The following is a 25563-nucleotide window of genomic DNA, read 5'->3' on the forward strand; positions in this document are numbered from 1 at the left end:
CGATCACTCCCGGCAGACGGACGTCGGCTCAGCTGGCCTGCATCGTCTTCGGCGCGGGGACCGAAAGCGAGGCGATGATGTCTTCCATCGGCGCGAGTTGTTCCAGCGGCCCGATCGCCGAAAGCGTCGGCACCGTGTCGTAGAACAGCCGGCCGGCGAGGTCGGTCAGCCGTTCGATGGTGATGCCCTCCAGCCGTTCCATCATCTCCGGATTGGAGATCGGCCGGCCGTAGAGCATCATCTGCCGTGCGATCTGGCCGGCGCGGGCGGCCGGGCTCTCCTGGCCCATCAGCAGCTGGGCCCGAATCTGGGCGCGGGCGCGTTCGATCTCCTTCTGGTGGATCTCATTGGCCGACTTGTGCAGCTCGTCGATGATCACAGGCACCAGCTCCGGCAGGTTTTCGCCGCCGGTTGCGGCATGGATGCCGAAGATGCCGGTATCGGAGAAGCCCCAATGGAAGGCGTAGACGGAATAACAGAGGCCGCGGAACTCGCGCACTTCCTGGAACAGCCTGGAGGACATGCCGCCGCCGAGGATATTGGCGAGGATCTGCGAGCAGTAGAAATCGCGGGCGTGGTAGGGCTTGCCTTCGAAGCCGAGCAGAATCTGCGCATCCATCAGATCGCGCGGCTCGCGCACGCTGCCGCCGATATAACGCGCCGCTTCCATGACGGGCGGGGCGGATGGCGTGGTCGGCAGGCTGGCGAAACGTTGCTCGACCATGCGCAGGAATTCCTGATGGTCGACGGCGCCGGTCGCGACCACGAACATCCGGTCGGTCGTGTAGTTGCGGCCGAGATAGGTGCGGATCTGCTGCGGCGTGAAGGAGACGACGGTCTGTGGCGTGCCGAGGATGGCGCGTCCGAGCGTCTGGTCGCGATAGGCGGCCTCGGAGAAACGGTCGAACACCACGTCGTCGGGCGTGTCGTTGGCGGCGTTGATCTCCTGCAGGATCACCTGCTTCTCACGCTCCAGCTCCTCCTCCTCGAAGGCCGATTCCGTCAGGATGTCGGCGAGGATGTCGACGGCGAGCGGCACATGGTCCTTGAGCACCCGGGCATAATAGGAGGTCGTCTCGGTCGAGGTTGCGGCGTTGACCTCGCCGCCGACATCTTCGATCTCTTCGGCGATCTGGCGGGCCGTGCGCCGCGCCGTGCCCTTGAAGGCCATGTGTTCGAGCAGGTGGGCGATGCCGTGCTCGTCTTCCGTCTCGTTGCGCGATCCCGATTTGATCCAGACTCCGAGCGCAACGCTTTCCAGGTGCGGCATGGTTTCTGTGACTACTGTCAGCCCGGATTTGAGCCGGGTGCACTCAACTGTCATTGGCTATCTTTCTGCGCCTGCTGTCGTCTCGCTGCGGGCGTGCTGGCCGATAAAGGTTTCAACGGCTTTCAGCTCCGGTTTGATGATCTGGAAGCGCTCCTCCCTGTGCATCAGACCAGCAAGCCACGTCGGAAGCGCCGGGTCAATACCGCTGGCCGATTTTACGGCGACGGGGAATTTCGCCGGATGCGCGGTCGCAAGCGTCACCATCGGCGTATTCGGCTTTTCGTTCTTGGCCGCGACGAAGGCGCCGATCGCCGAGTGCGGATCGAGGAGATAACCGGTCTCGGCATGGGTCTTGCGGATCGTCTCGGCCACCTGCCGCTCGCTGGCGCGCCCGGCCCGGAACTCGCGGCGAATGACCTTCAGCGCCTCGGGAGCGATCTCGAAGCCGTTCGATTGCTTGAGGCTTTCCATCGCCGCGCGCACCTTGGAGGCGTCGCGACCATAGGCTTCGAACAGCAGCCGCTCGAAGTTCGACGAGATCTGGATATCCATCGACGGCGAACTCGTCGCCTTGACCGCCTTCATGTCGTAGCGGCCGGTCTTCAGCGTCCGCGTCAGGATGTCGTTTTCATTGGTGGCGATGACAAGCCGGTCGATCGGCAGACCCATGCGTTTGGCGCAGTAGCCCGCGAAAATATCGCCAAAATTGCCGGTGGGCACCGTGAACGAGATCTTCCGATCCGGGCCGCCGAGCGCAACCGCCGTCGTGAAATAATAGACGATCTGGGCCATGATCCGGGCCCAGTTGATCGAGTTGACGCCGGAGAGACGGACCCTGTCGCGGAAGGCAGCGTCGTTGAACATCGCCTTCACCAGGTTCTGGCAGTCATCGAAATTGCCCTCGACGGCGAGCGCATGCACATTTGACGAGGTCGAGGTGGTCATCTGCCGCTGCTGCACCGGCGAGACCTTGCCGTGCGGGAAGAGAATGAAGATGTCGGTGCGCTCGCGCCCGGCGAAGGCGTCGATCGCCGCGCCGCCGGTGTCGCCCGAGGTGGCGCCGACGATCGTCGCGCGCTCACCGCGCTTTTCCAGCGCATAATCCATCAGTCGGGCGAGCAGTTGCATCGCCACGTCCTTGAAGGCGAGCGTCGTGCCGTGGAAGAGCTCCATGACGAAGCTGTTCGGCCCGGTCTGGACGAGCGGCGCGATCGCCGGATGGCGGAAGGTGCCGTAGGCCTCGTCGATCATCGCCCGGAAGGTTGCCTCGGGGATCTCGCCATTGGTGAAGGGCGACAGGATGGTGAAGGCGATCTCCTGATAGCTCTTGCCCCTGAGCGCGCGGATCTGCTTCTTGGAGAAGTGCGGCCATTCCCTGGGAACGTAGAGCCCGCCGTCGCGCGCCAGCCCCGTCAAGAGGGCGTCGCAAAAGCCGAGGGAAGGGGCCTCGCCGCGGGTCGAGATATAGTCCACGTTCGTCATCCTTGATCTATCGCTGGAGAAAATCCGGCCGCTTGCTTGCCGGAAATCGAGAAGGCGCGGCGCTGCGGACATATGATCGCCGTTATCTTGTTGAAGTTGCCCGCATCCGGCGGCGAAAAGTGCATCAAAACGGCGCGTACCCAATCGATTTTTGTTTGAGCCGCTGATATAGACCATCGCCAACCGTCGTGAAAGGCCTCACGCAAAAGACATGAGGCCTCCAAGAAACGCTTGTGCAAGGGGTGGAATATCGTGCTCGGCAAGGTCTCGCGTCTCATCGTCTCCGCTTCTCTTGCCGCCCTGCTCGCCGGCTGCAATTCGCTCGGCATGGGCGGCGACAGCAAACCGGAGGCTGCGCCCACCCAGCCGAACGGCAACGCCCAGATCATGCCGCTGGCGCCCGCCAGTCCCTCGTCGAACAATCCTTCGATCGGCACGGCCACGACCGCGCAGGGCGCCGTCGCCCCGGTCGTCCAGGGCGCCTGCCCGCAGATCTTCATGCGTGACCAGGATTCGATCTTCCGCACCTATGCCAAGGGCAAGAAGGACGATCCGCAGCAGATCGTCGTCCAGGCCTCCTTCGGCGATTACACCCGCCAGTGCATGCTGAACGACACCAACCTGACGATGACGGTCGTCGCCCAGCTGCGCCTGATCACCGGCCCGGCGGGTGCTCCCGGCCCGGTGACGCTGCCGATCCGCGTCAGCGTCCTCGACGGCGAGAACGTGCTCTACTCCGAAGTCACCAAGTTCCCGACCGAAATCCCGGCGGGCTCACCGGGCACGCAGGTCATCTTCCGCAAGGAAGGCATCAAGATGCCGGTCGGCGCCGGCGCCCTGGTGCGCGTCAACGTCGGCTTCGACACCCAGCCGGCAAAGGGCAAGAAGAGCAGCTGAGGCGATATCGGCCCGTTTCCAGGGGCCTGGATGCTGACTTCCCTCATTCCTGTGCTTGTCACAGGAATCCAGCCACGGCGCGTCGGCGCCGTGAATAACTCACTTGTTGTTGAGGAAAGAGTCTTCCGCGCCCAAGGACTTGGGCGCACTGGATTCCTGTGACGAGCACAGGAATGAGGGAAGAGAGGGTATTGCCCGAAGACCTAAAGCACGCCTTCCCACGCCGCGAGCGCGGCAACCACACCCGGCAGGTCGTTCATGCGCGAGATCACCGTTTCCGCGCCGGCGTCGGTCAGTTTGTCGGCATGGGCGGGGTAGCTGTGCGAGGCGCCGGTGAAGCCGATGACGCGCATGCCGGCGGCGCGGGCCGCATGCACGCCGTGCACGGAATCCTCGACCACCACCGTCTTGTCGGGCGAGACGCCCATGCGGCTTGCGCCGTGCAAGAAGATATCGGGCTTCGGCTTGACGCGGTCGGCGCCGAGATCCTTGGCGGAGTAGATGTTGGGTGCGAATAGCGGCTTCAGGCCCACTTTGCCCAGCATCATGTCGAGGCGCTTCGTGCTCGAATTCGAGCAGATGCAGCGCTTCATCGGCAGCCTGGAGACGGCGAATTCGACGCCTGGGATTGCCTTGACGTCATTCGCCAGCCTGATGTCGAGCAGCTTCTCCGACTTGTCGAGCAGCGACGCCGAAAACGGGATGCTCGCCTCGCGCTCGATCTGCAGCAGGATATTTTGCCAGGTCATGCCGGCGAAGCGCTCGCCCATTTCCTCGGCGCCGATCGGATATCCGGCATCCGTCAGCAGCGCGGATTCGACTTCGGCCGCGATGATTTCGGAATCGACGAGCACACCGTCGCAGTCGAAAATGATGAGATCGAAGCCGTCCATATGTTCACGCTCTTGCTGGAAATCTGGTCTTGTCCGGGGATGTTGCGGCTTTACACGATGGCCGGGCAAAGCTCAACCTGATCTCAAGCATGGCTGCGATGCGGCAGGCGACCGGCTTCGTTGTCGCTGCTGGATGGTGATACTGGAGGGGCAGGGCTCGTCGAAGTTCAAGAAGACGAGCCCGATCCGGTTATTGTTCCGGTACAAGGATCTTCTTCTTAGTGGTGCTCATGACCGGCTTTTCGCCGGGCACGTGCGACATGGTGCGGGTCGTGCTTTCCAAGCCATCGCCGTTGACACTGGTCTTGGTGCGGGACTTGCTGAACGTGCCTTTGTCGACGGCCTGGGCCTTGGTCTGCGCCTTTAGCTTGTCGCCATTATCGTTGATATGAGTCTTGCTTTGCGCCTTTCCGTCGACCGTGGCCGCACTTCCGCCAGATCCGATCGACGATGTCGTGCCGCCATCGGTCTGGCAGACGCCTGCCGTTCCCACAGAGCTGGCGGATGTGCCTCCGGCCGAAGCGCTCCCCGCCGTTCCGACGGTTCCGGCCGCATTACACTCCTCCGCGAGGGCGGCCGGGCTCGATGCGAGCAGCGCGATCGAGGCGGCCGCGATAAGGTTGATAGGTTTCATTGCCATCTCCTATTTGTTCGGCTTGGTGATGGAGCAGGTTCCATCGGACCGTTTCGTGATGACGGTGCCGTCCGGCCGGGTCACGCTTGCCGTCGAGAAGCTGTCGACGCTTCCCGATCCTGCCGAGGAGCCGGCCGAGGCGGATGACGAAGTGGAGCCGGTCGAACCGCTACCCGTCGTGGTCGACGAGGACACGTGCCCGTTGCCGGCCGTGACGGTGGTTGACGTGTCTCCCGCCTGGGATTGGACGATCGTGCAGGTCGTTCCGTCGTCGAGTTTGATCTCCTCCGCCATGGTCTGTCCGGCGATCACGGCGAGTGAAGCCGACAATGCGAATATGGGAAATCTGGTCATTGCTAATCTCCAAGGGTTTGGCCGACGCCGCAGGGGCGCCGGCCGACGTCATCAGCAACCTTTGGTGCCGGCGGCGTCCTTCTTGACTTGGCCAGGTGCGCAGCCCTTCTTGCCTTTGTTGTCGTGCGAAGAGCCCGCGGCACTGCTGCCGGTGCCGACAGTACTGCCGGTCTTGTCTCCATCCGCCGACGATGCGCCGGTTCCGACACTCGAAGCGGAATTGGCATCGCCCGAACCCGCGGCCGAACCGCCGGTGCCCACGCTGCTGCTGGAGGTGCCGCCGCCGGCCGACGAGCCACCGGTGCCAAGCGTAGAGGCGGAACCGGATCCAGAGCCTGAGCCCGCGGCCGAGCCGCCGGTGCCCACGCTGCTGCTCGAGGTCCCGCCGCCAGCCGATGAGCCGCCCGTGCCAACCGTCGAGGACGAGCCGGGATTGCAGTTGGTCGCACCAGCCGGGCAGGTGCCCCCGGCAGAGCTGCCACCAGTACCGACGGTGCTGCTCGCAGTTCCGCCGCCTGCCGACGAACCGCCGGTTCCGACTGTGCTCGAGGACTGGGCGAAGCCGGACGCCGCCGTGCCGGCCAGAAGGGCGGCCGCCAATGCCAGATGTGTTACCTTCATCATAGGATATTCCTCCGATTGTTGGTCAGTTGCCGTCGCATCCGGAGTGGATGCACAGCTGTTTGACAAACGACGGGTTTACCCGGCTGTTCCTGTCATGGGACCTCAGTCTGACAAGGCGTCGGACCTTGGGCGGATCCGCGGGAGAGGGGGCGGGAAGCAAAGGGGAACCGCCAATCGGCGGTGGCATCGGGAACGACCGGTCATCGCGGCAAGCGCAACCGATTGGCCCTGAAGCGGCGGTGGCCGGCCCCGTCCTTCGAGGCCCCTTCAGGGCACCTCAGGATAAGGCCGGAGCGAGGTCGCTCCCGGAGGCTGCGGCCTGAGAGACATAATGTGCAAGGCTGAAGCGAGGGCGGCCAGGTAGCGCCCCCGGAGGCTGCGGCTTGCGAGACACCCAGGGCCGAGGCTGAAGAGAGGGTGGCCAGCCGTACGGCAGACCAGTCAGTTCCCATCCTGCCGGCCACACGGCACCCTGATCAGCCCTCATCCTGAAGGTGCGCAGGCGAAGCCGGAGCCTCGAAGGACGGGGGCGGGTGGGTGGAAAGCGTCGTTGCAGAATCGTAGCAAGCTACACCTCGACCGGAAATAACCTCAGAAACTGCCGGTCGCCTTCCGGGGTGAAGAGGATTGACCGGCTCTCGGCAGTGCGCCGCGCCCAGCCCCTGTCGAGGAAGCTTGAAAGCAGCGCCTTGCCAAGGCTGCCGGCAAGGTGGGCGCGCCTTTCGCTCCAGTCGAGACAGGAGCGGCAGAGCGGGCGGCGTGAGGATCTGAGATTGCCGACGTCGATGCCGATGCGGGCGAGATCGCTCTCGCCCTTTTCCGTCAGTGCCAGACCCTCTCCGACCGCTTCGATCGCGCCTGAGGCAATCAGGCTGTCGAGCATGCGCACGCCATAATCGCCGGCCAGATGATCGTAGCAGATGCGCGCCTTGCGCAGCGCCGGCTCCTTCGGACCGGGTCGGTGGCGCAGATGCCCGCGTCCGGCGGCAAAGCCCATCATGTTTTCGATCAGCCGGGCGACGGCCTCGTCGGCCAGCGTGAAATAACGGTGGCGCCCCTGCTTGCGCTGGGCAAGCAGCCCGCCGGCTTCGAGCTTGGCGAGATGGGTGCTTGCCGTCTGCACCGTGATGCCGCCGACGCCGGCAAGCTCGGTCGCCGTCAGCGCCCGGCCGCCGGTCAGCGCCGCCAGCATGTTGGCGCGAGCGGGATCACCGATCAGCGCGCCGATCTGGGCAATGTCTGGACCTTCCTTCATAGTTCGATCGTAACCGAAGCATCGCCGTCCGGCAATGTGCGAAAACGGGAAGCACAAAGGAGAACCCGATGATCACCTGCTTTATCCGTTATGAGATCGACCCCTTCAGGAAGGAAGCTTTTGCCGAATATGCCGAGAATTGGGGCCAGGCGATTCCTCGCAACGGCGCCGATCTGATCGGCTATTTCGCCCCGCATGAGGGCTCGGCGACGACGGCCTACGGCGTCTACAACATCGAAAGCCTCGCCGCCTACGAAGCCTATCGCGCCAGGCTGGCCGCCGACCCACTCGGCCGCGAGAATTACGAATTTGCCAGACGCGAACGCTTCATCCTCAAGGAGGACCGCATCTTCCTGAAAAACGTCTCCGCTCCCCACGTCAAGCTGGTGCTGCCATGATCGCCGTCATCTTCGAAGTCGTGCCCTATGTGGGCGAACGCCACAAATATCTCGATCTCGCCGGCGAGCTGCGCGCCGAGCTCGAAACCATCGACGGCTTCATCTCGATCGAGCGGTTCGAAAGCCTGACCAATCGCGGCAAGCTGCTGTCACTGTCCTTCTTCCGTGATGAGGAGGCCGTCAGAGAATGGCGTAACCGCGAGACCCATCGCGCCGCGCAGCAGGCCGGCCGCGGCGGCGTCTTCGCCGATTACCGCCTGCGGATCGCCAGTGTGGTCCGCGATTACGGCATGTTCGAACGCGACGAGGCGCCGGCCGACAGCCGCAGGGTTCATGACGCCGCCTGATGAGGGAAGGGGTGCCCGCCACAATAAATTCCCGAAATCGGCCAGCGCTTCAGGCTTTGGTAACTAAGTTAGGTAACCATAACGGAGAGTTAAGCGTAAAGCGTATGAGTGAGTATCAGAATGGCGTCAGTTTTTCCGCTTGCCGACCTCAAGGCCTCCGTCAAGGCGGACTCCTGGGTTGACACGATCATCAAGGGCGACTGCGTGAGCGCCCTTGAAGCCTTGCCCAATCACTCCGTCGATGTGATCTTCGCCGACCCGCCGTATAATCTCCAGCTCGGCGGAACGCTGCATCGTCCCGACCAGTCGCTGGTCGATGCCGTCGATGACGAATGGGATCAGTTCGCCTCCTTCGAGGCCTATGATGCCTTCACGCGCGCCTGGCTGCTCGCCTGCCGCCGCGTGCTCAAGCCGACGGGCTCGATCTGGGTGATCGGCTCCTACCACAATATCTTCCGCGTCGGCGCCACGCTGCAGGATCTGAACTTCTGGATCCTGAACGACATCATCTGGCGCAAGACCAATCCGATGCCGAATTTCAAGGGCCGCCGTTTCCAGAACGCCCACGAGACGATGATCTGGGCAAGCCCGAATGCCAAGGCCAAGGGCTACACCTTCAACTACGATGCGATGAAGGCCGCCAATGACGACGTGCAGATGCGTTCCGACTGGCTGTTCCCGATCTGCAACGGCAATGAGCGGCTGAAGGGCGAGGACGGCAAGAAAGTGCATCCGACCCAGAAGCCGGAAGCGCTGCTTGCCCGCGTCATCATGGCCTCGACCAAACCCGGCGATATCGTGCTCGATCCCTTCTTCGGCTCGGGAACGACGGGTGCGGTCGCCAAACGCCTCGGCCGCCACTTCGTCGGCATCGAGCGTGAGCAGGATTATATCGATGCGGCCGCAGCCCGCATCGCCGCCGTCGAGCCGCTCGGCAAGGCGGAGCTGACGGTCATGACCGGCAAGAAGGCCGAAGTCCGCGTCGCCTTCAACGTGCTTGTCGAAAGCGGCCTGATCAAGCCCGGCCAGGTGCTGACCGACGCAAAGCGCCGCTACAGCGCCATCGTTCGCGCCGACGGCACCGTCTCCTCCGGCGGCGAGGCCGGCTCCATTCATCGTCTCGGCGCCAAGGTGCAGGGGCTCGATGCATGCAACGGATGGACCTTCTGGCATTTCGAAGACGGGCAGTCCCTGCGCCCGATCGACGATTTGAGGTCCGTCATCCGCAGTGATCTGGCAAAGGTGGATTGAGCAGCGCCTTCGCGGGATCGAAATACCTTCTTCCGGTTTCCTCCAGTTGCGGAAGAAGGCCAAGGCGCCCGGGGCTTGAGCCTCGGGCGTCTTCTATTTGAGCTCGGAAGCGCGATAATCAGAAAGCGCGGTAGTCGGTGACCTCGACACGCGTAATCCGGCCATCTTCGTTGAAGGTGATCGTCTCCTCGCCCTCGCGGATCAACGGCTTGCCGGTCTGACTGTGGGTGGCGCGGAGTGACCAGACGGCGCGGCCGGAGAGAGGCGTCAGCCGCTCCACCAGCGAATCCTCCGCCGTCTGATCGGGATAATCGTCGAAATAGAGCCGGAAGGCGGCCATGATTTCTGCCCGCCCGGCAAGGCTGCCGACGCCGTTTGAGACATAGGTGGCGTCCTCGGCGAAATAGCCCTCGATTGCGGGAAAATCGAGCGCGTTGATGGCGGCATGGAAGCGCTCGATTTCCTCTGCCGGATCGAAAGCCATGGCCTCAGACCCTCAAGCCATGGGCGGCGAGATCGCTGCGCAGCTTTTCCGTGCCCGAAAACAGCACCGCGTTCCAGCCGAAAGCCTTGGCACCTTCGACATTGGCCGGCGCGTCGTCGATGAAGATCGTTGCGGCGGGATCGAGGCCGAAGCTCTTCGTATGCGTCTCATAGATCGCGATATCAGGCTTGATCAGGCCGACATCGCCGGAAACGGTGACGCCGCGCGGCCTCGTCAGGAACGGGAAACGCTGCTGCGCTTCGCGAAAAGTGTCGGAGGCGAAATTGGTGAGCATCGTGACGTCGCGGCCTTCCTCGATCAGTCCTTCCATGATCGCGACGCTGTCCTCATAGGCGTGCGGCACCATCTCATGCCAGTATTTGCGGAAGGCGCGGATATGCTCCTCGCGCGTCGGATGCGCTTCGATCAGCAGCGCTTCGGCGTCCGCCCAGGTACGGCCGCGGTCCTGCTCGACGTTCCAGTCATGGGTGCAGATATTGGCGAAGAACCAGTTGCGCTCGGCCTCGTCGGGAATGAGGCGGGCGAAGGGAAGATGCGGATCGTAATGAATAAGGACTTTGCCGATGTCGAAAACGATATGCTTTATTTCGGTGGTCATGTTTATGCCCTGGATGTTTTGAACGCGAAAGGAATAGCCGCTGCGATCGCTTTTTTCATGACGGTCGGCAAGGCCTGCGCTTCAAGATTTGTAACCGGCTCCCACCATCCGTCATTGGTGTCGACAGGGCTGGGGATGGCCGCCCGCCAGATCGACAGACGGAGTTCGAAATGGGTGAAGACATGGATGACGGTGCCGCTCGCCTGCCATCCGGCGGCGAAAGGAGCGGCCGCCGCCGATGTTTCGCCGTCGAGCCGCGCCGTCCAGGCTGTCGTCGGCACCTCGGTCATGCCGCCGAGCAGGCCGCTTTCGGCTCGCCGCCGGAGCAGGATCTCGCCCTCTCCAGTCACGGCGATGAAAGCCGCGCCGTGGCGCACCGGCTTTCCCTTCTTTGCCGCCTTGACCGGGAAGAGCTCGGGATCGGACGATTTCAGCGCCTGACAGGCATCGCGGAACGGACAGAGTGAACAGGCCGGCCGCTTCGGCGTGCAGATCGTCGCCCCAAGATCCATCATCGCCTGGGCGAAATCGCCGGGACGGCCTGAAGGCGTCAGCAGCGCCACTTTCGCCTTCATCAGCGGCTTGGCAGCCGGAAGCGGCGCTTCGATCGCATAAAGCCTTGAAATTACCCGCTCGACATTGCCGTCCATGACAGCGGCCTGCCGGTTGAAGGCGATGGCCGCGATGGCTGCAGCGGTATAATCGCCGATGCCCGGGAGCGATTTCAGACCCTCTTCGGTGTCGGGAAAGACGCCGCCATATTCCTTTGCCACGGCTTCGGCGCATTTCTTCAGATTGCGGGCGCGCGCGTAATAGCCGAGCCCCGCCCAGGCTGCCATCACCTCGTCGTTCTCGGCCGCTGCCAGATCGGTCACCTCGGGCCAACGCTCGAGAAACTTCTCGAAATAGGGTTTGACCGCCTGCACCGTCGTCTGCTGCAGCATCACTTCGGAAAGCCAGACACGATAGGGGTCGGATTTGACGCCGCGCGCCGCCATTCCGGGTGAGATGCGCCAGGGCAGATCGCGGTGGTGGCGGTCGTACCAGTCGAGGAGGGGCTTTGCCGAGGGCGTGTCGAGGGTCGTGATCGTCATGATTTGCCGGGATCGGGGGAAGTGCCTATACTTGGCGAAGCAATGCCGCGCGATCAAGTCGGTCCCGTCAATTCGCGGCGGCACCCAAGGTTTTCGATGAGTTATCCACGCAAAGGTGCAAAACAGATTTCCGAGCTGGCGAACGGGCTGATCGATCCCGTCCTTGCGCGGCGCGCCGGCATCAACACGGCGCTGCTCGGCTCCTGGAGCGAAATCGCGGGCGAGGATTTCGCCGATTGCACCCGGCCGGAGAAGATCGCCTGGGCCCGCGGCGGCGGCGATGACGGCAGCTTCCGCCCCGGCGTGCTGACGATCGCCTGCGAAGGCGCGCGCGCGCTTTTCCTCACCCATGCCCAGGGCGAACTCATCCAGCGCATCAACAGCTTCTTCGGCTTCGCCGCCGTCCACCAGATCCGGATTGTCCAGAAACCAGTCTCGCAAGCCCACCGCCGCTCTCGCCCGCCCGCGCCGCTGAAGGGCGAGGCCGCTCGCAAGCTCGAAGGCATGATGGCAGGCATCGAGGGCGACAAGCTGCGCCAGGCGATCCAGCGGTTGGGCACGGCGGTGATGGGGAAACAGGGGAGAGGGCGCTAGGGCGGGTTCTCCCGATCCATGTAGCTCCCCGTCAGCTGGAGCCATGGATCCCAGGCTCAAGGCCTGGGATGACGGAGATCGAGGAGGGCAACAGGCTGGAGGCGCCAATGCTGGCTGCCCTTTGGCCCATCGCGGCAAGCGCAATATGCGCAGAAGTTTCGGAACCGCTGCACATTTCCGGGCGAAAAAGCGTCCCGCTTCATGCCATTCGCGTCTCCTCAACCTCCGTCATCCCAGGCTTTACACTGAGCCTGGGATCCACGCGCAGTTCACGAGCAAGGCCGCTTCCGATCCGCGCCAGCCCGCCGGGGCGGGATGTCAAACTCTCTTGAACTGCAGCCTTCCACCGAAACTAAGAATCGCGCATTTCGAACGCGAGGTCGGCTCTTGGTCCCATCGCGGTCACAATTCTTTGAAGGAAGTTGCTGATCAGTGCCTTGTGAGCGGCCCTTAGCCGTTATATCGCACAATCATGCCGTCACTCTCATCACTTATGGGGAACCCATGCAGATGTCCGAAATGCAACTGACGAAACGCCGCCTCCTGGGTGGGATCGCCATCGCCGCAGCTGCCGCAGCGCTTGCCGCCTGCAACGACAGCAAGGACGCTGCCGATGCATCGTCTTCCGGCAAGACCATGGCCGACGGCACCAATGTCGATACCATGCAGACGGCGGCCACCTCGGCGGGGGACATGCCGCAATCCGACGGCGATGTCGACATGGCCGAGGTGCTGAAGCCTGGCGCGCTGCCCGAGATGGCGCTTGGCAAGGCCGACGCGCCGGTCAAGATCGTCGAATACATGTCGATGACCTGCCCGCATTGCGCCCATTTCCACAACACCACCTTCGACGCCATCAAGCAGAAATACGTCGATACCGGCAAGGCGCAGTTCATCATCCGCGAATTCCCCTTCGATCCGCGCGCTGCCGCCGCCTTCATGCTCGCCCGCTGCAGCGCCTCCAATCCGGAGCAGCTGAGCACGCCGGAACAGTATTTCCCGATGGTTTCGATGCTATTCAAGCAGCAGCAGGTCTGGGCCGCTGCCGATGATGGCCGCGCTGCATTGCTGCAGATGTCGAAGCTTGCCGGATTTACTGAGGATAGCTTCACGAAATGCTTGACGAACCAGAAGCTTCTGGATGAAGTGAACGCCACGCGGGAAAGGGGATCGAAGGATTTCGGCGTCAACGCCACGCCAACCTTCCTCATCAATGGCAAGCGCTATTCTGGAGACATGCCGGTTGACACCATGTCGAAGCTCATCGACAGCCTCATCTGAACCGGACCGTTCGACCATTACGGGCGACGGCGAAAGCCGTGCGCCCGTTTTTGGTTTTCAGAGCAGTTTGCGGGCGTGGCCCCCTCATCCGCCCTACGGGCACCGAGCGGGGTCGAGCCGCGGGTCTCGACCCGTCCTTCGGACCCCCGCTGGGGAGAAGGGGGAATCGAGACGTCGCGGCACATCCCCTTCGCCCCAGCGGGGAGAAGGTGGCCCGAAGGGTCGGATGAGGGGGCTTCCTGCCGTGGATATTTCCGCATGAAGTTCAACAAGCTGCGCCTGGTCGGCTTCAAATCCTTCGTCGAGCCGACCGAATTCATCATTGAGCGGGGGCTGACCGGCGTGGTCGGGCCGAACGGCTGCGGCAAGTCCAATCTCGTCGAGGCGCTGCGCTGGGTGATGGGCGAGAATTCCTACAAGAACATGCGCGCCTCCGGCATGGACGACGTGATCTTTTCCGGCTCGGGAAACCGCCCGGCCCGCAACACCGCCGAGGTGGCGCTCTATCTCGACAATGGCGAGCGGACCGCACCCGCCGCCTTCAACGACAGCGACGAGATCCAGGTCACCCGCCGCATCGAGCGTGAACAAGGCTCGCTCTATCGCATCAACGGCAAGGAAAGCCGCGCCAAGGATGTGCAGCTGCTCTTTGCCGACGCCTCCACCGGCGCCCGCTCGCCCTCGATGGTTGGCCAGGGCCGCATCGGCGAGCTGATCCAGGCAAAGCCGCAGGCCCGCCGCCAGCTCCTGGAAGAGGCGGCCGGCATCTCCGGCCTGCATTCGCGTCGCCACGAGGCCGAACTGCGGCTGCGCGCCGCCGAAACCAATCTCGAGCGCCTCGACGACGTCACCTCACAGCTCGAAAGCCAGATCGAGAGCCTGAAGCGCCAGGCCCGCCAGGCCAACCGCTTCAAGACGCTTTCGGCCGATATCCGCGCCCGCGAGGCAATGCTCCTGCATATCCGCTGGGTGCAGGCCAAGGAGGCCGAGGCCGAGGCCGACAGCGCCCTCAACCAGGCAACCGTTATCGTCGCCGAAAAGGCACAGATCCAGATGGAGGCCGCCAAGCAGCAGGGCATCGCCAGCCTGAAGCTACCGGAACTGCGCGAGGGCGAGGCGCGCGCCGCCGCCGCCCTGCAGCGCCTGCAGATCGCCAGGAGCCAGCTGGAAGAGGACGCCGGCCGCATCCTGCGCCGCCGCGACGAACTCACCCGCCGTCTCGCCCAGCTTGCCGAGGATATCCGCCGCGAGGAGCGGCTGGTGGCCGACAATGCCGTCATCCTCGCCAAGCTCGATGCCGAAGAAGCCGAAATTTCCGAGATCCTCGCCGATTCCGGCCGGTTTGCCGAAGAAACCCGCGAGGCTTTCGAAGGCGCTGCGGCGAAACTTGCCGACAGCGAGCGCATCTTCACGCAGCTGACGGCCGAGCGGGCGGAAGCCGCCGCCGGCCGCAACCAGCTGGAGCGCGCCATTCGCGATCTGACCGACCGCCGCATGCGCCTCGAACGCCAGATGCACGAGGCGAACGGGGAATTGTCGGCCATCGCAGAGAAGATATCAGGCCTGCCCGATCCGGACGAAAAACGCACGATCGTCGAAGCCGGCGAAATCGCGCTCGCCGATGCCGAAGCCGCCGCCCAGACGGTCGAGCAGGCGCTGGCCGCCGCCCGCCAGGCCGAGGCACTGTCGCGCGCGCCGGTCGATCAGGCCCGCTCCGGCCTGAATGCGCTGGAAACCGAAGCCCGCACCATTTCCCGCATGCTCGCTGCCGGTGCGGCCGCCGGCAAGTTTCCGCCGGTTGCCGAGGAGCTGAAGGTCGATCGCGGCTTCGAGACGGCGCTCGGTGCCGCACTCGGCGACGATCTGGAATCGCCGCTCGATGCCGAGGCGCCGGCCCACTGGTCAGACAATGGCGACGGCGCCGGCGATCCGGCGCTGCCCGAAGGCACCGTGCCGCTCATCGCCCATATCAGCGCGCCATCAGCTCTCACCCGCCGCCTGCGCCAGATCGGCCTGGTCGGGGAAGGGGAGGCGCGCTCGCTGATGGCGGCGCTGAAGCCCGGCCAGCGGCTGGTGACGAAAGAGGGCGCCGTCTATCGCTGGGACGGCCATGTCACCGGTGCCGACGCCCCGAGCGCTGCCGCGCTGCGCCTTGCCCAGAAGAACCGTCTGGCCGAACTCGAAAGCGAAGCGGCAATTGCCCGCGACGTGCTTGCCGAGGCCGAGGAGCGGCAGGCCGCCGCCGCCGAAGCGATCCGTGTCGAGGAGCGCAGGCTCGCGGAAGCCCGCGACATGAGCCGGCTGGCGGCGCGTCATCTCGGCGAAGCGCGCGAGGCGCTGGCTGCCGCCGAGCGGGCCTCCGGCGATCTCATCCGTCGCCGCGACGTCGTCAGCGAAGCTGCGAGCCAGCTGGGCGCGCAACTGGAAGAAATCGGCGTCCAGGAAGAAAATGCACGCATCGAGCTGGAGGAGGCGCCCGATCTGACGCTGATCGACGAGCGGCTGCGCTTCCAGCAGGCGGAGGTCGCGACCGATCGCGGCGCGCTCGCCGAAGCCCGCGCCCGCCATGAAAGCCTCGCCAGGGAAAACGAGGCCCGCCAGCGTCGCATCATGGCGATCGGCCAGGAGCGCGAGACCTGGCGCCAGCGGGCGGCAAGCGGCGAGGATCATGTCGCGACACTGCGCGAGCGCGAGGAAGAGGCGCGCGAAGAGGCGGCCGATCTCGAAATGGCGCCGGATGAATTCGACGACAAGCGCCGGGCCCTGCTCAGCGAATTACAGAAGGCCGAGGAGGCGCGCCGCAATGCCGGCGATCTTCTGGCCGAAGCCGAACGCATCCAGCGCGATGCCGATCACAAGGCGGCGACCGCGCTTTCCGAGCTTGCCGAATACCGCGAACGCCGCGGCCGCGCCGAGGAGCGCCTGGTCTCGGCCCGCGAGCGCCGGCAGGAAAGCGAAAGCCGCATTCGCGAGGCGCTGAACGTGCCGCCGCATGAGGCGCTTCGGCTCGCCGGCCTGCAGCCGATGCAGGCGCTGCCCGATCCGCGCGAGGTCGAGCGCGAGCTGGAGCGGCTGAAGATGGAGCGCGAACGGCTCGGCGCCGTCAACCTGCGCGCCGACGAGGAGCAGAAGGAGCTGAGCGAGAAGCTCGAAGCGCTGATCAAGGAGCGCGACGACGTCATCGACGCGATCCGCAAGCTGCGCGGCGCCATCCAGAGTTTGAACCGCGAGGGACGCGAGCGCCTGGTCGCCGCCTTCGACGTCGTCAACGGCCAGTTCCAGCGGCTGTTCACCCATCTTTTCGGCGGCGGCACCGCCGAGCTGCAGCTGATCGAATCCGACGATCCGCTGGAGGCCGGCCTCGAAATCCTGGCGCGGCCGCCCGGCAAGAAACCGCAGACGATGACGCTGCTGTCCGGCGGCGAGCAGGCGCTGACGGCGATGGCGCTGATCTTCGCCGTCTTTCTCACCAATCCGGCGCCGATCTGCGTGCTCGACGAGGTGGACGCGCCGCTCGACGACCACAATGTCGAGCGCTACTGCAATCTGATGGACGAAATGGCGGCCTCGACCGAAACCCGCTTCGTCATCATCACCCATAATCCCATCACCATGGCCCGCATGAACCGCCTCTTCGGCGTCACCATGGCCGAGCAGGGCGTCTCCACCCTCGTCTCCGTCGACCTGCAAACCGCCGAACGCCTGCGCGAGATTGCTTGAGATCTTGCGGCCCGGGCCTGTCAGCCTCCGGCTGATCCCGATCAGCCCGCCGATGCGGCCTGGAAGACCGCCAGCTGCGCGGCGAAGGCGCGTTGATAGGCCGGCCGTGCTTCGGCGCGGGCGACATAGGCGGCGAGGCTCGGATAATCGTCCAGGATGTTTGACGATTTCAGCCGCAGCAGCACCGAGACCATCAGCAAGTCACCGGCGCTGAAGGCGCCATCGAGCCAGTCGGCATCGCCAAGATGAGCGGCAAGGCTGTCCAGCCGCCTGCGGATGCTGCCCTCGAGGGCACGCAGGCGCTGCTCGTACCAGGGCTCGTCGCGCTCGAGAATCCTGGCGAGGCTGTGCTCGAAGATCGGCGTCTCCACCGTGTTGAGCGCGGCAAACATCCAGGCGATCGCCCGCGCCCGGCCATCGGCATCCCCAGGCAACAGGCCGCCATGACGCTCGGCGATATGGAGAACGATCGCGCCTGACTCGAACAGGGTGAGATCGCCCTCCTCATAGGTCGGGATCTGGCCGAAAGGCTGACGCGCCAGATGCGCCGGCTCCTTCATCGTCTCGAACGTGACGAGACGAACCTCATAGGGCTGGCCCGCTTCCTCAAGCGCCCAGCGAACCCGCATGTCGCGCGCCAGGCCACGGCCGCGATCGGGCGAACGTTCAAAGGCGGTAATGGTGATCGTCATCGTTTTCTCCATGGCTCGTTGCATTGAAGACGTGCGGCCAAACGGAATTCCGACAATTCTATCCGAGATCGTCGCCGGGCCAATCCACCGCATCCCCGGTCATTGGCTCGCGACCGGCAAACTCTCGATCGCCAATGGACGACAATGCAGCCGCGCCGCGGCAAATCCTCGGCCACCTCTTGCCGCTGCCCCGGAAACCTTCGATCAGATCGTTTCTGACCCCCATTTCTCCTCCGCCTCATCGCTTCAAGAGTTGTTCACGGCGTCAGGGCGATTGCTCACCGGCCGGTCAGGCCCCGCGCTCGGGACGGAGTCCGCACAAATCGCGCGCAATTTTCCCGCATTCGGCGATAAACACCAAAAAAGGTCGGCTGTCTTGCGGTCCGTACCCCATTTGGGTGATGCTCTTTTCCCTGACTTGCATTAGAAGTTGTTTCAACGCAACCTGATGACTTTGCTGAAGAGCGGGGCGGTCAAAGTTGCGGATTTGTCGAATTTGCGATGCGCTTTTCAGGTAGAGGGCAAGGACCTGGAAGCTGTTTGAGCAATCCCTGGAAATGCGAAGCGTCTCTTGAGGAGTTGCGGAAAACAAAGATCAGGGCGGTTCCATGAATCGCCCTGGGTTGAGGGACCCCCCGTCCGGTTTTCCTGGCCGGACGGAAACAAGGCTTTGCGGGACATTGTTGCAGTCCCGCAAAGCTTTTTTTATGCCTTCTTCCCATCGGGCGAAGTTTCATGCCTTCGGCAGCCACTCTCGCGAAAATTATTGTGCGGCGCAGCATTTTTGCCGCATTTGTCGATTTTCATTTCAACTCCAAGGCATTAAGCTGAGTGATCAGGCTAATGACCTGCCTGCTTCTCTTTCGTCATGCTCGGGCCTGTCCCGAGCATCTGCAACCGGCATAAGGCAGCAGATCCTCGCCACTAGGGCGGGGACGACGCCCGAGGAAAGAGCGAGGTTTGTCGGCAGCCGAGGGATCACGCTGATCCCAATCTGGTGTTGGGGGGAAGATGACCAAGTGGGTCTATAGGTTCGGCGACGGGCAGGCTGAGGGTGGCGCGCGCGACCATGAGATGCTCGGCGGCAAGGGCGCCAATCTTGCTGAAATGTGCGCTCTCGGCCTTCCCGTTCCGCCGGGACTGACGATCGTCAGCGATGCCTGCGATACCTATTATAAAAATGGCGGCCATATCGACGACCGGCTGAAGGCAGAGGTCCGCGCCGGCATAGCGGCGATCGAGGCGATCACCGGCCGCCATTTCGGCTCCACCAGCCAGCCGCTGCTGCTTTCGGTGCGCTCCGGCGCCCGCGTCTCAATGCCCGGTATGATGGACACGGTGCTCAATCTCGGCCTCAACGACGAGACCGTGCAGGCGCTCGGCCATGATGCGGGCGACGCGCGTTTTGCCTGGGACAGCTACCGCCGCTTCATCCAGATGTATGCCGATGTTGTCATGGGCCTCGGCAACGACGCCTTCGAGGAGATCCTCGAAGACGAGAAGGCCAAGCTCGGCCACGAACTCGATACCGAGCTCAGCGCCACCGAATGGCAGCATATCGTCTCCCTCTATAAAAGGCTGATCGAGGAAGAACTGGGTAAGGAGTTTCCGCAGAATCCGGAAGTCCAGCTCTGGGGCGCGGTCGGCGCGGTCTTTTCCAGCTGGATGAGCGCGCGCGCCGTCACCTATCGCCAGCTCCATAATATTCCGGAAGGCTGGGGCACGGCCGTCAATATTCAGGCGATGGTGTTCGGCAATCTCGGCAACGCCTCGGCGACCGGCGTGGCCTTCACCCGCAACCCTTCGACCGGCGAGAAGGCGCTCTACGGCGAATTCCTCGTCAATGCGCAAGGGGAGGATGTCGTTGCCGGCATCCGCACGCCGCACAGCATCACCGAGGAGGGGCGGCTTTCCTCCGGCTCCGACAAGCCCTCGATGGAAAAGCTGATGCCGGAGGCGTTTCGCGAGCTCTGCCGCATCTGCACCGAACTCGAGATCCATTACCGCGACATGCAGGATATCGAATTCACCATCGAGCGCGGCAAGCTGTGGATGCTGCAGACCCGCTCGGGCAAGCGCTCGACCCGGGCGGCGATGAAGATCGCCGTCGACATGGTCGATGAGAAAGTGATTACCGAGGAGGAGGCGGTGCTGCGCATCGAACCGTCAAGCCTCGATCAGCTCCTGCATCCGACGATCGATCCGCGCGTCAACCGCCAGGTGATCGGCACCGGGCTGCCGGCCTCGCCGGGGGCGGCGACCGGCGCCATCGTCTTCACCGCCGAAGAGGCGGTGGAGGCGGATGCCGAGGGCCGCAAGGTCATCCTGCTCCGGGTCGAGACCAGCCCGGAGGATATTCACGGCATGCATGCCGCAGAAGGTATCCTGACGACGCGCGGCGGCATGACCAGCCATGCGGCGGTGGTCGCCCGCGGCATGGGCATTCCCTGCGTCGTCGGCGCCGGCACCATGCGCATCGATCAACGCAATGAGCGGCTGCTCGGCATCGGCGTGACGCTGAAGAAGGGCGATATCATCACCATCGACGGCTCGGCCGGCCAGGTGCTGAAGGGCGAGGTGCCGATGATTCAGCCGGAGCTTTCGGGTGATTTCGGCCGCATCATGGGCTGGGCCGACCGCGCCCGGCGGATGACGGTGCGCACCAATGCCGATACGCCGGCCGATGCGCGCGCTGCCCGCTCCTTCGGCGCCGAAGGCATCGGCCTTTGCCGCACCGAGCACATGTTCTTCGAGGGCGAGCGCATCCATGTCATGCGCGAGATGATCCTGGCCGAGGATGAGAAGGGCAGGCGGCTGGCGCTCGACAAGCTGCTGCCGATGCAGCGCTCCGATTTCACCGGTCTCTTCACCGTCATGCACGGCCTGCCGGTGACGATCCGCCTGCTCGATCCGCCGCTGCACGAATTCCTGCCGAAGACCGATGACGAGGTGGCCGAGGTCGCCTTTGCCATGGGCATGGAGCCGCTTGCGCTGCGCCAGCGCGTCGACGCGCTGCACGAGTTCAACCCGATGCTCGGCCATCGCGGCTGCCGGCTGGCGATCTCCTATCCCGAAATCGTCGAAATGCAGGCCCGCGCCATCTTCGAGGCGGCGGTGGCCGCAGCCCAGGAGACCGGGGCGGCCGTCGTGCCTGAAATCATGGTGCCGCTGGTTGGCCTGCGTTCCGAGCTCGATTACGTCAAGGCCTGCATCGATGCCATCGCCGGCAATGTCATGGCCGAGGCCGGCATGAAGATCGATTATCTCGTCGGCACGATGATCGAGCTGCCGCGTGCCGCCCTGCGTGCCCATGTGATCGCCGAAGCCGCCGAATTCTTCTCCTTCGGCACCAACGACCTGACGCAGACCACTTTCGGCATCTCGCGCGACGATGCCTCGGCCTTCATCCCCACCTATCAGCGCAAGGGCATCATCGAGCACGATCCCTTCATCTCGCTCGATTTCGACGGGGTGGGGGAGCTGATCAGCATCGCCGCCGAGCGCGGCCGACGCACCCGCAACGACATGAAGCTCGGCATCTGCGGCGAACATGGCGGCGATCCGGCTTCGATCCGCTTCTGCGAAACGATCGGCCTCGACTACGTCTCCTGCTCGCCGTTTCGCGTGCCGATCGCGAGATTGGCGGCGGCGCAGGCGGTCATTGCAGCGACCAGGTAAGCCAGGCAGCCCTGCGGGCGCCCGGGCCGTCAGTGACGATAGCGCCAGCGATCGTGGTAGATATAGGGCCCGTTCAGATCCCAGGCCATGCGGTTCATCATCTCCGCACTCTCAGCCCGCGATTCGGCCCGCCGGTCGAGATCGATGCGCTGCAGGCAGGTGGCGAACCCATCCGTACCGCGGCGGAAACCATAGCTCAGGCACCGCTGCTCATCCGCCGCCCGCCGCTCCTCCGGCGTGATCGTCTGGCAGGCGGAAAGACCGGCGGTCACGGCGAGCAGGGCGAGGAGAAGGGAGAGGCGCATTGGGGTATTCCTTGCTTTTCCCTGAGGAAATGCCATTTGGGCGAGGGCGTCAAGCGAGCGAACGCCGAGATGGGTCGATGACGTGAATGGTGTGCCGTGCGGCCCCCTCATCCGACCCTTCGGGCCACCTTCTCCCCGCTGGGGCGAAGGGGTTATGCCGCGACCTCTCGATTCCCTCTTCTCCCCAGCGGGGAGAAGGTGCCCGTAGGGCGGATGAGGGGGCCGCCGACGCCGAGGCTAACCTCAAAAAAGTGAGGTGTGCAAAAGGGGACGTTTTGCTACGCCGCCCCGGCCGGATCCCCGATCGGCAGCAATGCCGGGTCAAGCGGCGGGTCTTGCGGGTTCTTGGTGTCGCCCGGGTCCTGCGCTGGTGTCAGCGGTGGTTTTTCCTGGGTGCGGTCGGGAACGCCGGGTGTCGGCGTCGGGCCGCGTGGGGTATCGGCATTCGGAATCGGGTCTCTGTTGGGCATGATCGCCTCCTTTTGAAAAAAGGAACGGCAGCCCGGGCAGATGGTTCCACTTTCGCCGCCCACCTATGCACAAGGGGCATTCCTCTGTATGAGGGGCTTGCAAATATTGGAACGAGCATGGCTATCCGCGATCGATTTTCGAAGAAACTGAACTGCCCGCAATGCGGCAATGCGGGTTTTGCCGAGGCTTCGGAGATCGATGATCCCAAGCGCAAACATCCGGATTTCAAGGTCGATCAGCTGCCGCGCGGCTTTGGCGTGCAGCGGGCTTCCAACCACCAGGAAAGCTTCATGATCAAATGCGAATGCGGTCGCAAATTTCCCTTCCGCAGCCTGGCGGAAGCCGCAGCCGAGCGGCGCTAGAAATCTCGGTCGAGCTCAGATCCGCTCCAGCACCTCGATGAAGGCATCGGCAAAGCGCACGAGATGGGCGGTCTCCTCATCGGGCGCCTGCATGCGGATTTCGGTGCCGTTATGGTCGAGCAGCGCCAGCACGACGCGCATGCTCCCGCCATCGGGAATGCGCAGGACGGCGATGCGGCGGCAATCCTCGATCAGGCCGGCGGCCGGCAGGTCGAACAGCAATTCGCCGCCGGAACGGCCGGCGGCCTGGCGAACCGCCTCGCAGAAGCCGGCATCGCCACCGGCATAACCTTCGAGCGACAGTTCGAGCTCGACGAGCTCCATCGGCAGCGCCGGTTCGGTGTGATCGATCCCGCCAAGCGCAGACGCCTGCGGCCTTGCTGCTATCTCGGGTGAAATCATCCCGTCTCTCCTGTCCGTGACTTTGGAGATGAAACCGCGGCAGAATGGCCTTTTTTTGACATATCAGCAAGGGCTTATGAAGTGGGCGGCCGATTGCCCGGCGGTCTCCGCCGAATTCCATCTGATATTCCGAGACAACAGTTTCAATTCAGCCGAATCTTGCACTAAACAAGAAGAAGGCGATTTGCGTGGTTGAGGACGCGGCGCTGACGAGCAACCGGTAAGTTTGATGGCCATCCGCTACGACCGCCCCGTTTCCAGCGCCGCCCGCTTTTCGCGGCTGCTCGGGGCATTTTCCCTGGTTCTGGCGCTCGCCGTGCTGATCGCCCATCGTTTCGGCGGGCTTGCCACCCCTTATCTGGTGCTGCTTTTGATCTTTGCCGCCGGCTGCGCGCTGCTCACCGCACTGCTCGCCGCGATCGGCCTGCGCAGTCTCTGGCTGACCGGCGCCGAGGGCGGGCTCGCCGCACTCGCGGCGCTGATCTATGCTGCCTTTCCGCTTGGTATCGGCGCCGTGGCCGCCGAACGCTACCTCAGCCTGCCTGCGATCTACGATGTCTCCACCGATCCGGTCGCAGCACCCGAGTGGCTGTCGCCGCCGAAATCCGACCAGATCTGGCTGAAGCGCAATCCGCTGGTGACGCCGGAGGATCGCGAAAAGCAGATGGAGGCCTATCCCGAACTGACCGGCCGGCGCTATGAAGGCGCGCTAGACCGCGTGCTGGAGGCGGTGCGCAAGGTTGCCAAGCAGAGCGGCTTCACGATCGTCAAGAGTACCGGCACGACCGAGCCGGACCGCGATCTCGAGGACGGGCCGGCAAAGCCCGCCCCCGGCGACGACGCCGTGACCGACGCGCCCGGCATCATTCCCGTTCCGACGCCGCGCCCCTATGACGACGACGTCGCCAAGCTGATCCGCGGCGCCAACGGCGTGACGCTGCAGGCGACCACCCGCACGCTGATCCTCGGCCTGCGCTTCGATATGATCATCCGGCTGCGCGAAGAGGCCGAAACCACCTTCGTCGACATCCGCGTCGCCTCCCGCTACGGCCAGCACGACCTCGGCCTCAGCGCCGAAATCGCCGGCGATTATCTGAAGGCGCTGGACGCTGAACTTTTGGGAATTGCGGGTGGGTGAGCAACGGTGGCGCGAAGCGCCAGCAATCGATCCAGTGAATCGATTGCAGTTGCGAACGCCCTGAGCCCAAGCGAAGGGCCGGGAGAGGGTGCGGCAGACGCGACCCCTGATCCGGCGGCGCAAAGCGCCAGCAATCGATCCAGCGAATCGATTGCAGTTGCGAACGCCCTGAGCCCAAAGCGAAGGGCCGGGAGAGGGTCCGGCAGACTCGACCCTGTACGGCGCCGCAAACTCGACGTTCCTGCGATCGTCCAAGCAAGCCTCCCTAAATGTGCCGCAACCTCTCGATTCCCTCTTCTCCCCTCGGGGAGAAGGTGCCCGTAGGGCGGATGAGGGGGCCGGTTGCGCTGATCTTTCCAAACAGCTGCGCATCGATCAAACGCGCTCAGGCGTCGCGGGATAGGTAGTGATGTGAGGATGCGCCGTGTGGCCCCCTCATCCGCCTGCCGGCACCTTCTCCCCGAGGGGAGAAGAGGACGTGCCGCGAACTCTCTGTTCCTTGCACCGTCTCGCATGGCTCGACCGCCTACGTGCCCCCTGCTGCCAAAGGCGCCGCCAATCATCCGGCTACGCCCTGCAACCTAGCGTCCAAGCTCGCCCACGGCGGCGATGATCTCCGTTGCAGTCGGGAAGATGCAAAGGCTGCTGGGGCCGTCCAGCTCCTCCATTTGCGCCCAGGCGATAATGCCGTTCGCATCGACCAGGAAGTGCCCGACGAGCTGGGTGGCGTGTTTGGCGAAGATCGCATGATCGGCTTGATCAAGCGCGAAGCGGTCCTTGGCGTTGAGAACCGTGTTGGCTTCCATCGGCTGGAGCGGTTCCGAAAACTCGCCGGTAGGGTTGATGCGCGCCGCCTGGAACTGCGCCATCGTCGCGCGATAAGGCCATTCGGGCCGCTCGCTGCTGCCATCGGGCAGGAACTCGGCATGCGGCACGCCATAGGCGCGATGCGTGCGGCAGTCGGGATCGCATAAGAGCGTCACCGGCGTCGGGCGGTGGCGGAAATACAGGCGAGCGCGCTCCACCGGCGTGTTGATAACCGCCACGGTCTCCACCCCGGCGGCGCTGAGGCTGGGCTCTATGCCGGCAAGCTGCTCGAGCTGGCGCCGGCAGAACGGGCAGTGCAGCCCGCGGAAGAAGCCGATCAGGAACGCGCGGCCGCTCAAATCGGCCAAGGAGACCGTGCCATCGAAATTGGCCGTGGCGAGTTCGAAGGCGGGCGCGGTGTTTCCGGGTTGCAGGGGGCGCTTCTGGTCTGCCATGGAATATTCCTTTCCCGGATCGTCTCAGGTGAAACGACCGAAATTGAATATAGCAC

The 25563-nt window shown here is 64.1% G+C and carries 26 protein-coding genes and 1 pseudogene; 11 read left to right on the forward strand and 16 right to left on the reverse strand.

Translation table 11 applies throughout. From position 1 onward, the window contains the following. Positions 1-28: 28 nt before the first annotated feature. Complete coding sequence (locus GGD53_RS19040; protein WP_184458352.1) at positions 29-1324, reverse strand: M16 family metallopeptidase; 1296 nt, start codon at positions 1322-1324, stop codon at positions 29-31. A gap of 3 nt (positions 1325-1327) precedes the next feature. Next, on the reverse strand, positions 1328-2752 hold the full coding sequence (gene thrC / locus GGD53_RS19045) for a threonine synthase (RefSeq protein WP_184458354.1): 1425 nt from the start codon (positions 2750-2752) through the stop codon (positions 1328-1330). A gap of 249 nt (positions 2753-3001) precedes the next feature. Here thrC and GGD53_RS19055 point away from each other — a divergent pair, with 249 nt between their 5' ends. After that, entirely contained in the window at positions 3002-3649 is a 648-nt protein-coding gene (locus tag GGD53_RS19055; protein WP_184458484.1) for a hypothetical protein, read from the forward strand. A 203-nt stretch (positions 3650-3852) separates the two neighbouring features. Here GGD53_RS19055 and GGD53_RS19060 read toward each other — a convergent pair whose 3' ends face one another. The 5 genes from GGD53_RS19060 to GGD53_RS19080 all read right to left on the reverse strand — a co-directional run bounded on the left by GGD53_RS19060 (position 3853) and on the right by GGD53_RS19080 (position 7409). Continuing rightward, the gene (locus GGD53_RS19060; RefSeq protein WP_184458356.1) at positions 3853-4542 is read right to left on the reverse strand and encodes an HAD family hydrolase; all 690 of its coding nucleotides are present in this window, start codon (positions 4540-4542) and stop codon (positions 3853-3855) included. A 190-nt stretch (positions 4543-4732) separates the two neighbouring features. Next, positions 4733-5176: a hypothetical protein gene (locus GGD53_RS19065; RefSeq protein WP_184458358.1), complete on the reverse strand. Its 444-nt coding sequence runs from the start codon at positions 5174-5176 to the stop codon at positions 4733-4735. A gap of 9 nt (positions 5177-5185) precedes the next feature. Then, on the reverse strand, positions 5186-5530 hold the full coding sequence (locus tag GGD53_RS19070; RefSeq protein ID WP_184458360.1) for a hypothetical protein: 345 nt from the start codon (positions 5528-5530) through the stop codon (positions 5186-5188). 51 nt (positions 5531-5581) lie between these two features. Further along, positions 5582-6154: a hypothetical protein gene (locus GGD53_RS19075; RefSeq protein ID WP_184458361.1), complete on the reverse strand. Its 573-nt coding sequence runs from the start codon at positions 6152-6154 to the stop codon at positions 5582-5584. Positions 6155-6722: 568 nt separating this feature from the next. Then, positions 6723-7409: an ArsR/SmtB family transcription factor gene (locus GGD53_RS19080; protein WP_184458363.1), complete on the reverse strand. Its 687-nt coding sequence runs from the start codon at positions 7407-7409 to the stop codon at positions 6723-6725. 68 nt (positions 7410-7477) lie between these two features. On the opposite strand from GGD53_RS19080, the gene GGD53_RS19085 reads away from it, so the two are divergent. From GGD53_RS19085 to GGD53_RS19095, 3 genes are all read left to right on the forward strand, one after another. Then, a complete protein-coding gene (locus tag GGD53_RS19085; protein ID WP_184458365.1) occupies positions 7478-7807 on the forward strand; it encodes an NIPSNAP family protein in 330 nt (109 codons plus the stop codon). After that, complete coding sequence (locus GGD53_RS19090) at positions 7804-8154, forward strand: antibiotic biosynthesis monooxygenase family protein (protein ID WP_184458367.1); 351 nt, start codon at positions 7804-7806, stop codon at positions 8152-8154. Before GGD53_RS19085 ends, GGD53_RS19090 begins: the two co-directional genes overlap by 4 nt. 120 nt (positions 8155-8274) lie before the next feature. After that, on the forward strand, positions 8275-9405 hold the full coding sequence (locus tag GGD53_RS19095) for a site-specific DNA-methyltransferase (RefSeq protein WP_184458369.1): 1131 nt from the start codon (positions 8275-8277) through the stop codon (positions 9403-9405). A 118-nt stretch (positions 9406-9523) separates the two neighbouring features. Here the strand turns inward: GGD53_RS19095 and GGD53_RS19100 are convergent, their stop codons facing one another. From GGD53_RS19100 to mutY, 3 genes are read right to left on the reverse strand one after another with little or no spacing between them, the layout of a single operon-like run. After that, positions 9524-9889: a nuclear transport factor 2 family protein gene (locus GGD53_RS19100; protein ID WP_184458371.1), complete on the reverse strand. Its 366-nt coding sequence runs from the start codon at positions 9887-9889 to the stop codon at positions 9524-9526. 4 nt (positions 9890-9893) lie between these two features. Then, entirely contained in the window at positions 9894-10508 is a 615-nt protein-coding gene (locus tag GGD53_RS19105; protein ID WP_184458373.1) for an HAD family hydrolase, read from the reverse strand. A gap of 2 nt (positions 10509-10510) precedes the next feature. Beyond that, the gene (gene mutY / locus GGD53_RS19110) at positions 10511-11602 is read right to left on the reverse strand and encodes an A/G-specific adenine glycosylase (protein WP_184458375.1); all 1092 of its coding nucleotides are present in this window, start codon (positions 11600-11602) and stop codon (positions 10511-10513) included. Between the two features lie 96 nt (positions 11603-11698). Here mutY and GGD53_RS19115 point away from each other — a divergent pair, with 96 nt between their 5' ends. Then, complete coding sequence (locus GGD53_RS19115; protein ID WP_184458377.1) at positions 11699-12196, forward strand: DUF721 domain-containing protein; 498 nt, start codon at positions 11699-11701, stop codon at positions 12194-12196. 510 nt (positions 12197-12706) lie between these two features. Continuing rightward, on the forward strand, positions 12707-13477 hold the full coding sequence (locus tag GGD53_RS19120) for a DsbA family protein (RefSeq protein ID WP_184458485.1): 771 nt from the start codon (positions 12707-12709) through the stop codon (positions 13475-13477). A gap of 68 nt (positions 13478-13545) precedes the next feature. Here GGD53_RS19120 and GGD53_RS32415 read toward each other — a convergent pair. Further along, positions 13546-13737: pseudogene (locus GGD53_RS32415) on the reverse strand (hypothetical protein); the annotation flags it as partial. Here GGD53_RS32415 and GGD53_RS19125 point away from each other — a divergent pair. After that, a complete protein-coding gene (locus tag GGD53_RS19125) occupies positions 13736-17197 on the forward strand; it encodes a chromosome segregation SMC family protein (protein WP_184458378.1) in 3462 nt (1153 codons plus the stop codon). The pseudogene GGD53_RS32415 and the gene GGD53_RS19125 overlap by 2 nt on opposite strands. Positions 17198-17238: 41 nt before the next feature. On the opposite strand, the gene GGD53_RS19130 is transcribed toward GGD53_RS19125, so the two are convergent. After that, positions 17239-17889: a glutathione S-transferase family protein gene (locus tag GGD53_RS19130; RefSeq protein ID WP_184458380.1), complete on the reverse strand. Its 651-nt coding sequence runs from the start codon at positions 17887-17889 to the stop codon at positions 17239-17241. On the opposite strand from GGD53_RS19130, the gene GGD53_RS19135 reads away from it, so the two are divergent. Both GGD53_RS19135 and ppdK read left to right on the forward strand, forming a co-directional pair. Further along, positions 17876-18316 (forward strand): hypothetical protein, encoded by a 441-nt coding sequence (locus GGD53_RS19135; RefSeq protein ID WP_184458382.1) that lies wholly within the window; start codon positions 17876-17878, stop codon positions 18314-18316. The two genes, GGD53_RS19130 and GGD53_RS19135, sit on opposite strands and share 14 nt — an antisense overlap. A 584-nt stretch (positions 18317-18900) precedes the next feature. Continuing rightward, positions 18901-21567 carry a pyruvate, phosphate dikinase gene (gene ppdK, locus GGD53_RS19140; RefSeq protein WP_184458384.1) on the forward strand — a complete coding sequence of 889 codons (2667 nt, stop codon included), beginning with the start codon at positions 18901-18903 and terminating at the stop codon, positions 21565-21567. Between the two features lie 29 nt (positions 21568-21596). Here the strand turns inward: ppdK and GGD53_RS19145 are convergent, their stop codons facing one another. Next, positions 21597-21872: a hypothetical protein gene (locus GGD53_RS19145; protein WP_184458386.1), complete on the reverse strand. Its 276-nt coding sequence runs from the start codon at positions 21870-21872 to the stop codon at positions 21597-21599. 278 nt (positions 21873-22150) lie between these two features. Then, a complete protein-coding gene (locus tag GGD53_RS19150; RefSeq protein WP_184458388.1) occupies positions 22151-22342 on the reverse strand; it encodes a hypothetical protein in 192 nt (63 codons plus the stop codon). Between the two features lie 117 nt (positions 22343-22459). Here GGD53_RS19150 and GGD53_RS19155 point away from each other — a divergent pair, with 117 nt between their 5' ends. Beyond that, entirely contained in the window at positions 22460-22705 is a 246-nt protein-coding gene (locus GGD53_RS19155; protein WP_184458390.1) for a hypothetical protein, read from the forward strand. Positions 22706-22720: 15 nt separating this feature from the next. Here the strand turns inward: GGD53_RS19155 and GGD53_RS19160 are convergent, their stop codons facing one another. Next, complete coding sequence (locus tag GGD53_RS19160; protein ID WP_184458392.1) at positions 22721-23107, reverse strand: hypothetical protein; 387 nt, start codon at positions 23105-23107, stop codon at positions 22721-22723. 229 nt (positions 23108-23336) lie between these two features. Between GGD53_RS19160 and GGD53_RS19165 the strand changes: the two genes are divergently transcribed. Continuing rightward, entirely contained in the window at positions 23337-24245 is a 909-nt protein-coding gene (locus GGD53_RS19165) for a DUF1499 domain-containing protein (protein WP_184458394.1), read from the forward strand. 581 nt (positions 24246-24826) lie between these two features. Here the strand turns inward: GGD53_RS19165 and GGD53_RS19170 are convergent. Further along, positions 24827-25507 carry a redoxin domain-containing protein gene (locus tag GGD53_RS19170; protein WP_184458396.1) on the reverse strand — a complete coding sequence of 227 codons (681 nt, stop codon included), beginning with the start codon at positions 25505-25507 and terminating at the stop codon, positions 24827-24829. Between the last annotated feature and the right edge of the window lie 56 nt (positions 25508-25563).

Origin of the sequence: Rhizobium aethiopicum (assembly GCF_014197535.1) — a bacterium.
Classification (GTDB): domain Bacteria; phylum Pseudomonadota; class Alphaproteobacteria; order Rhizobiales; family Rhizobiaceae; genus Rhizobium; species Rhizobium aethiopicum_A.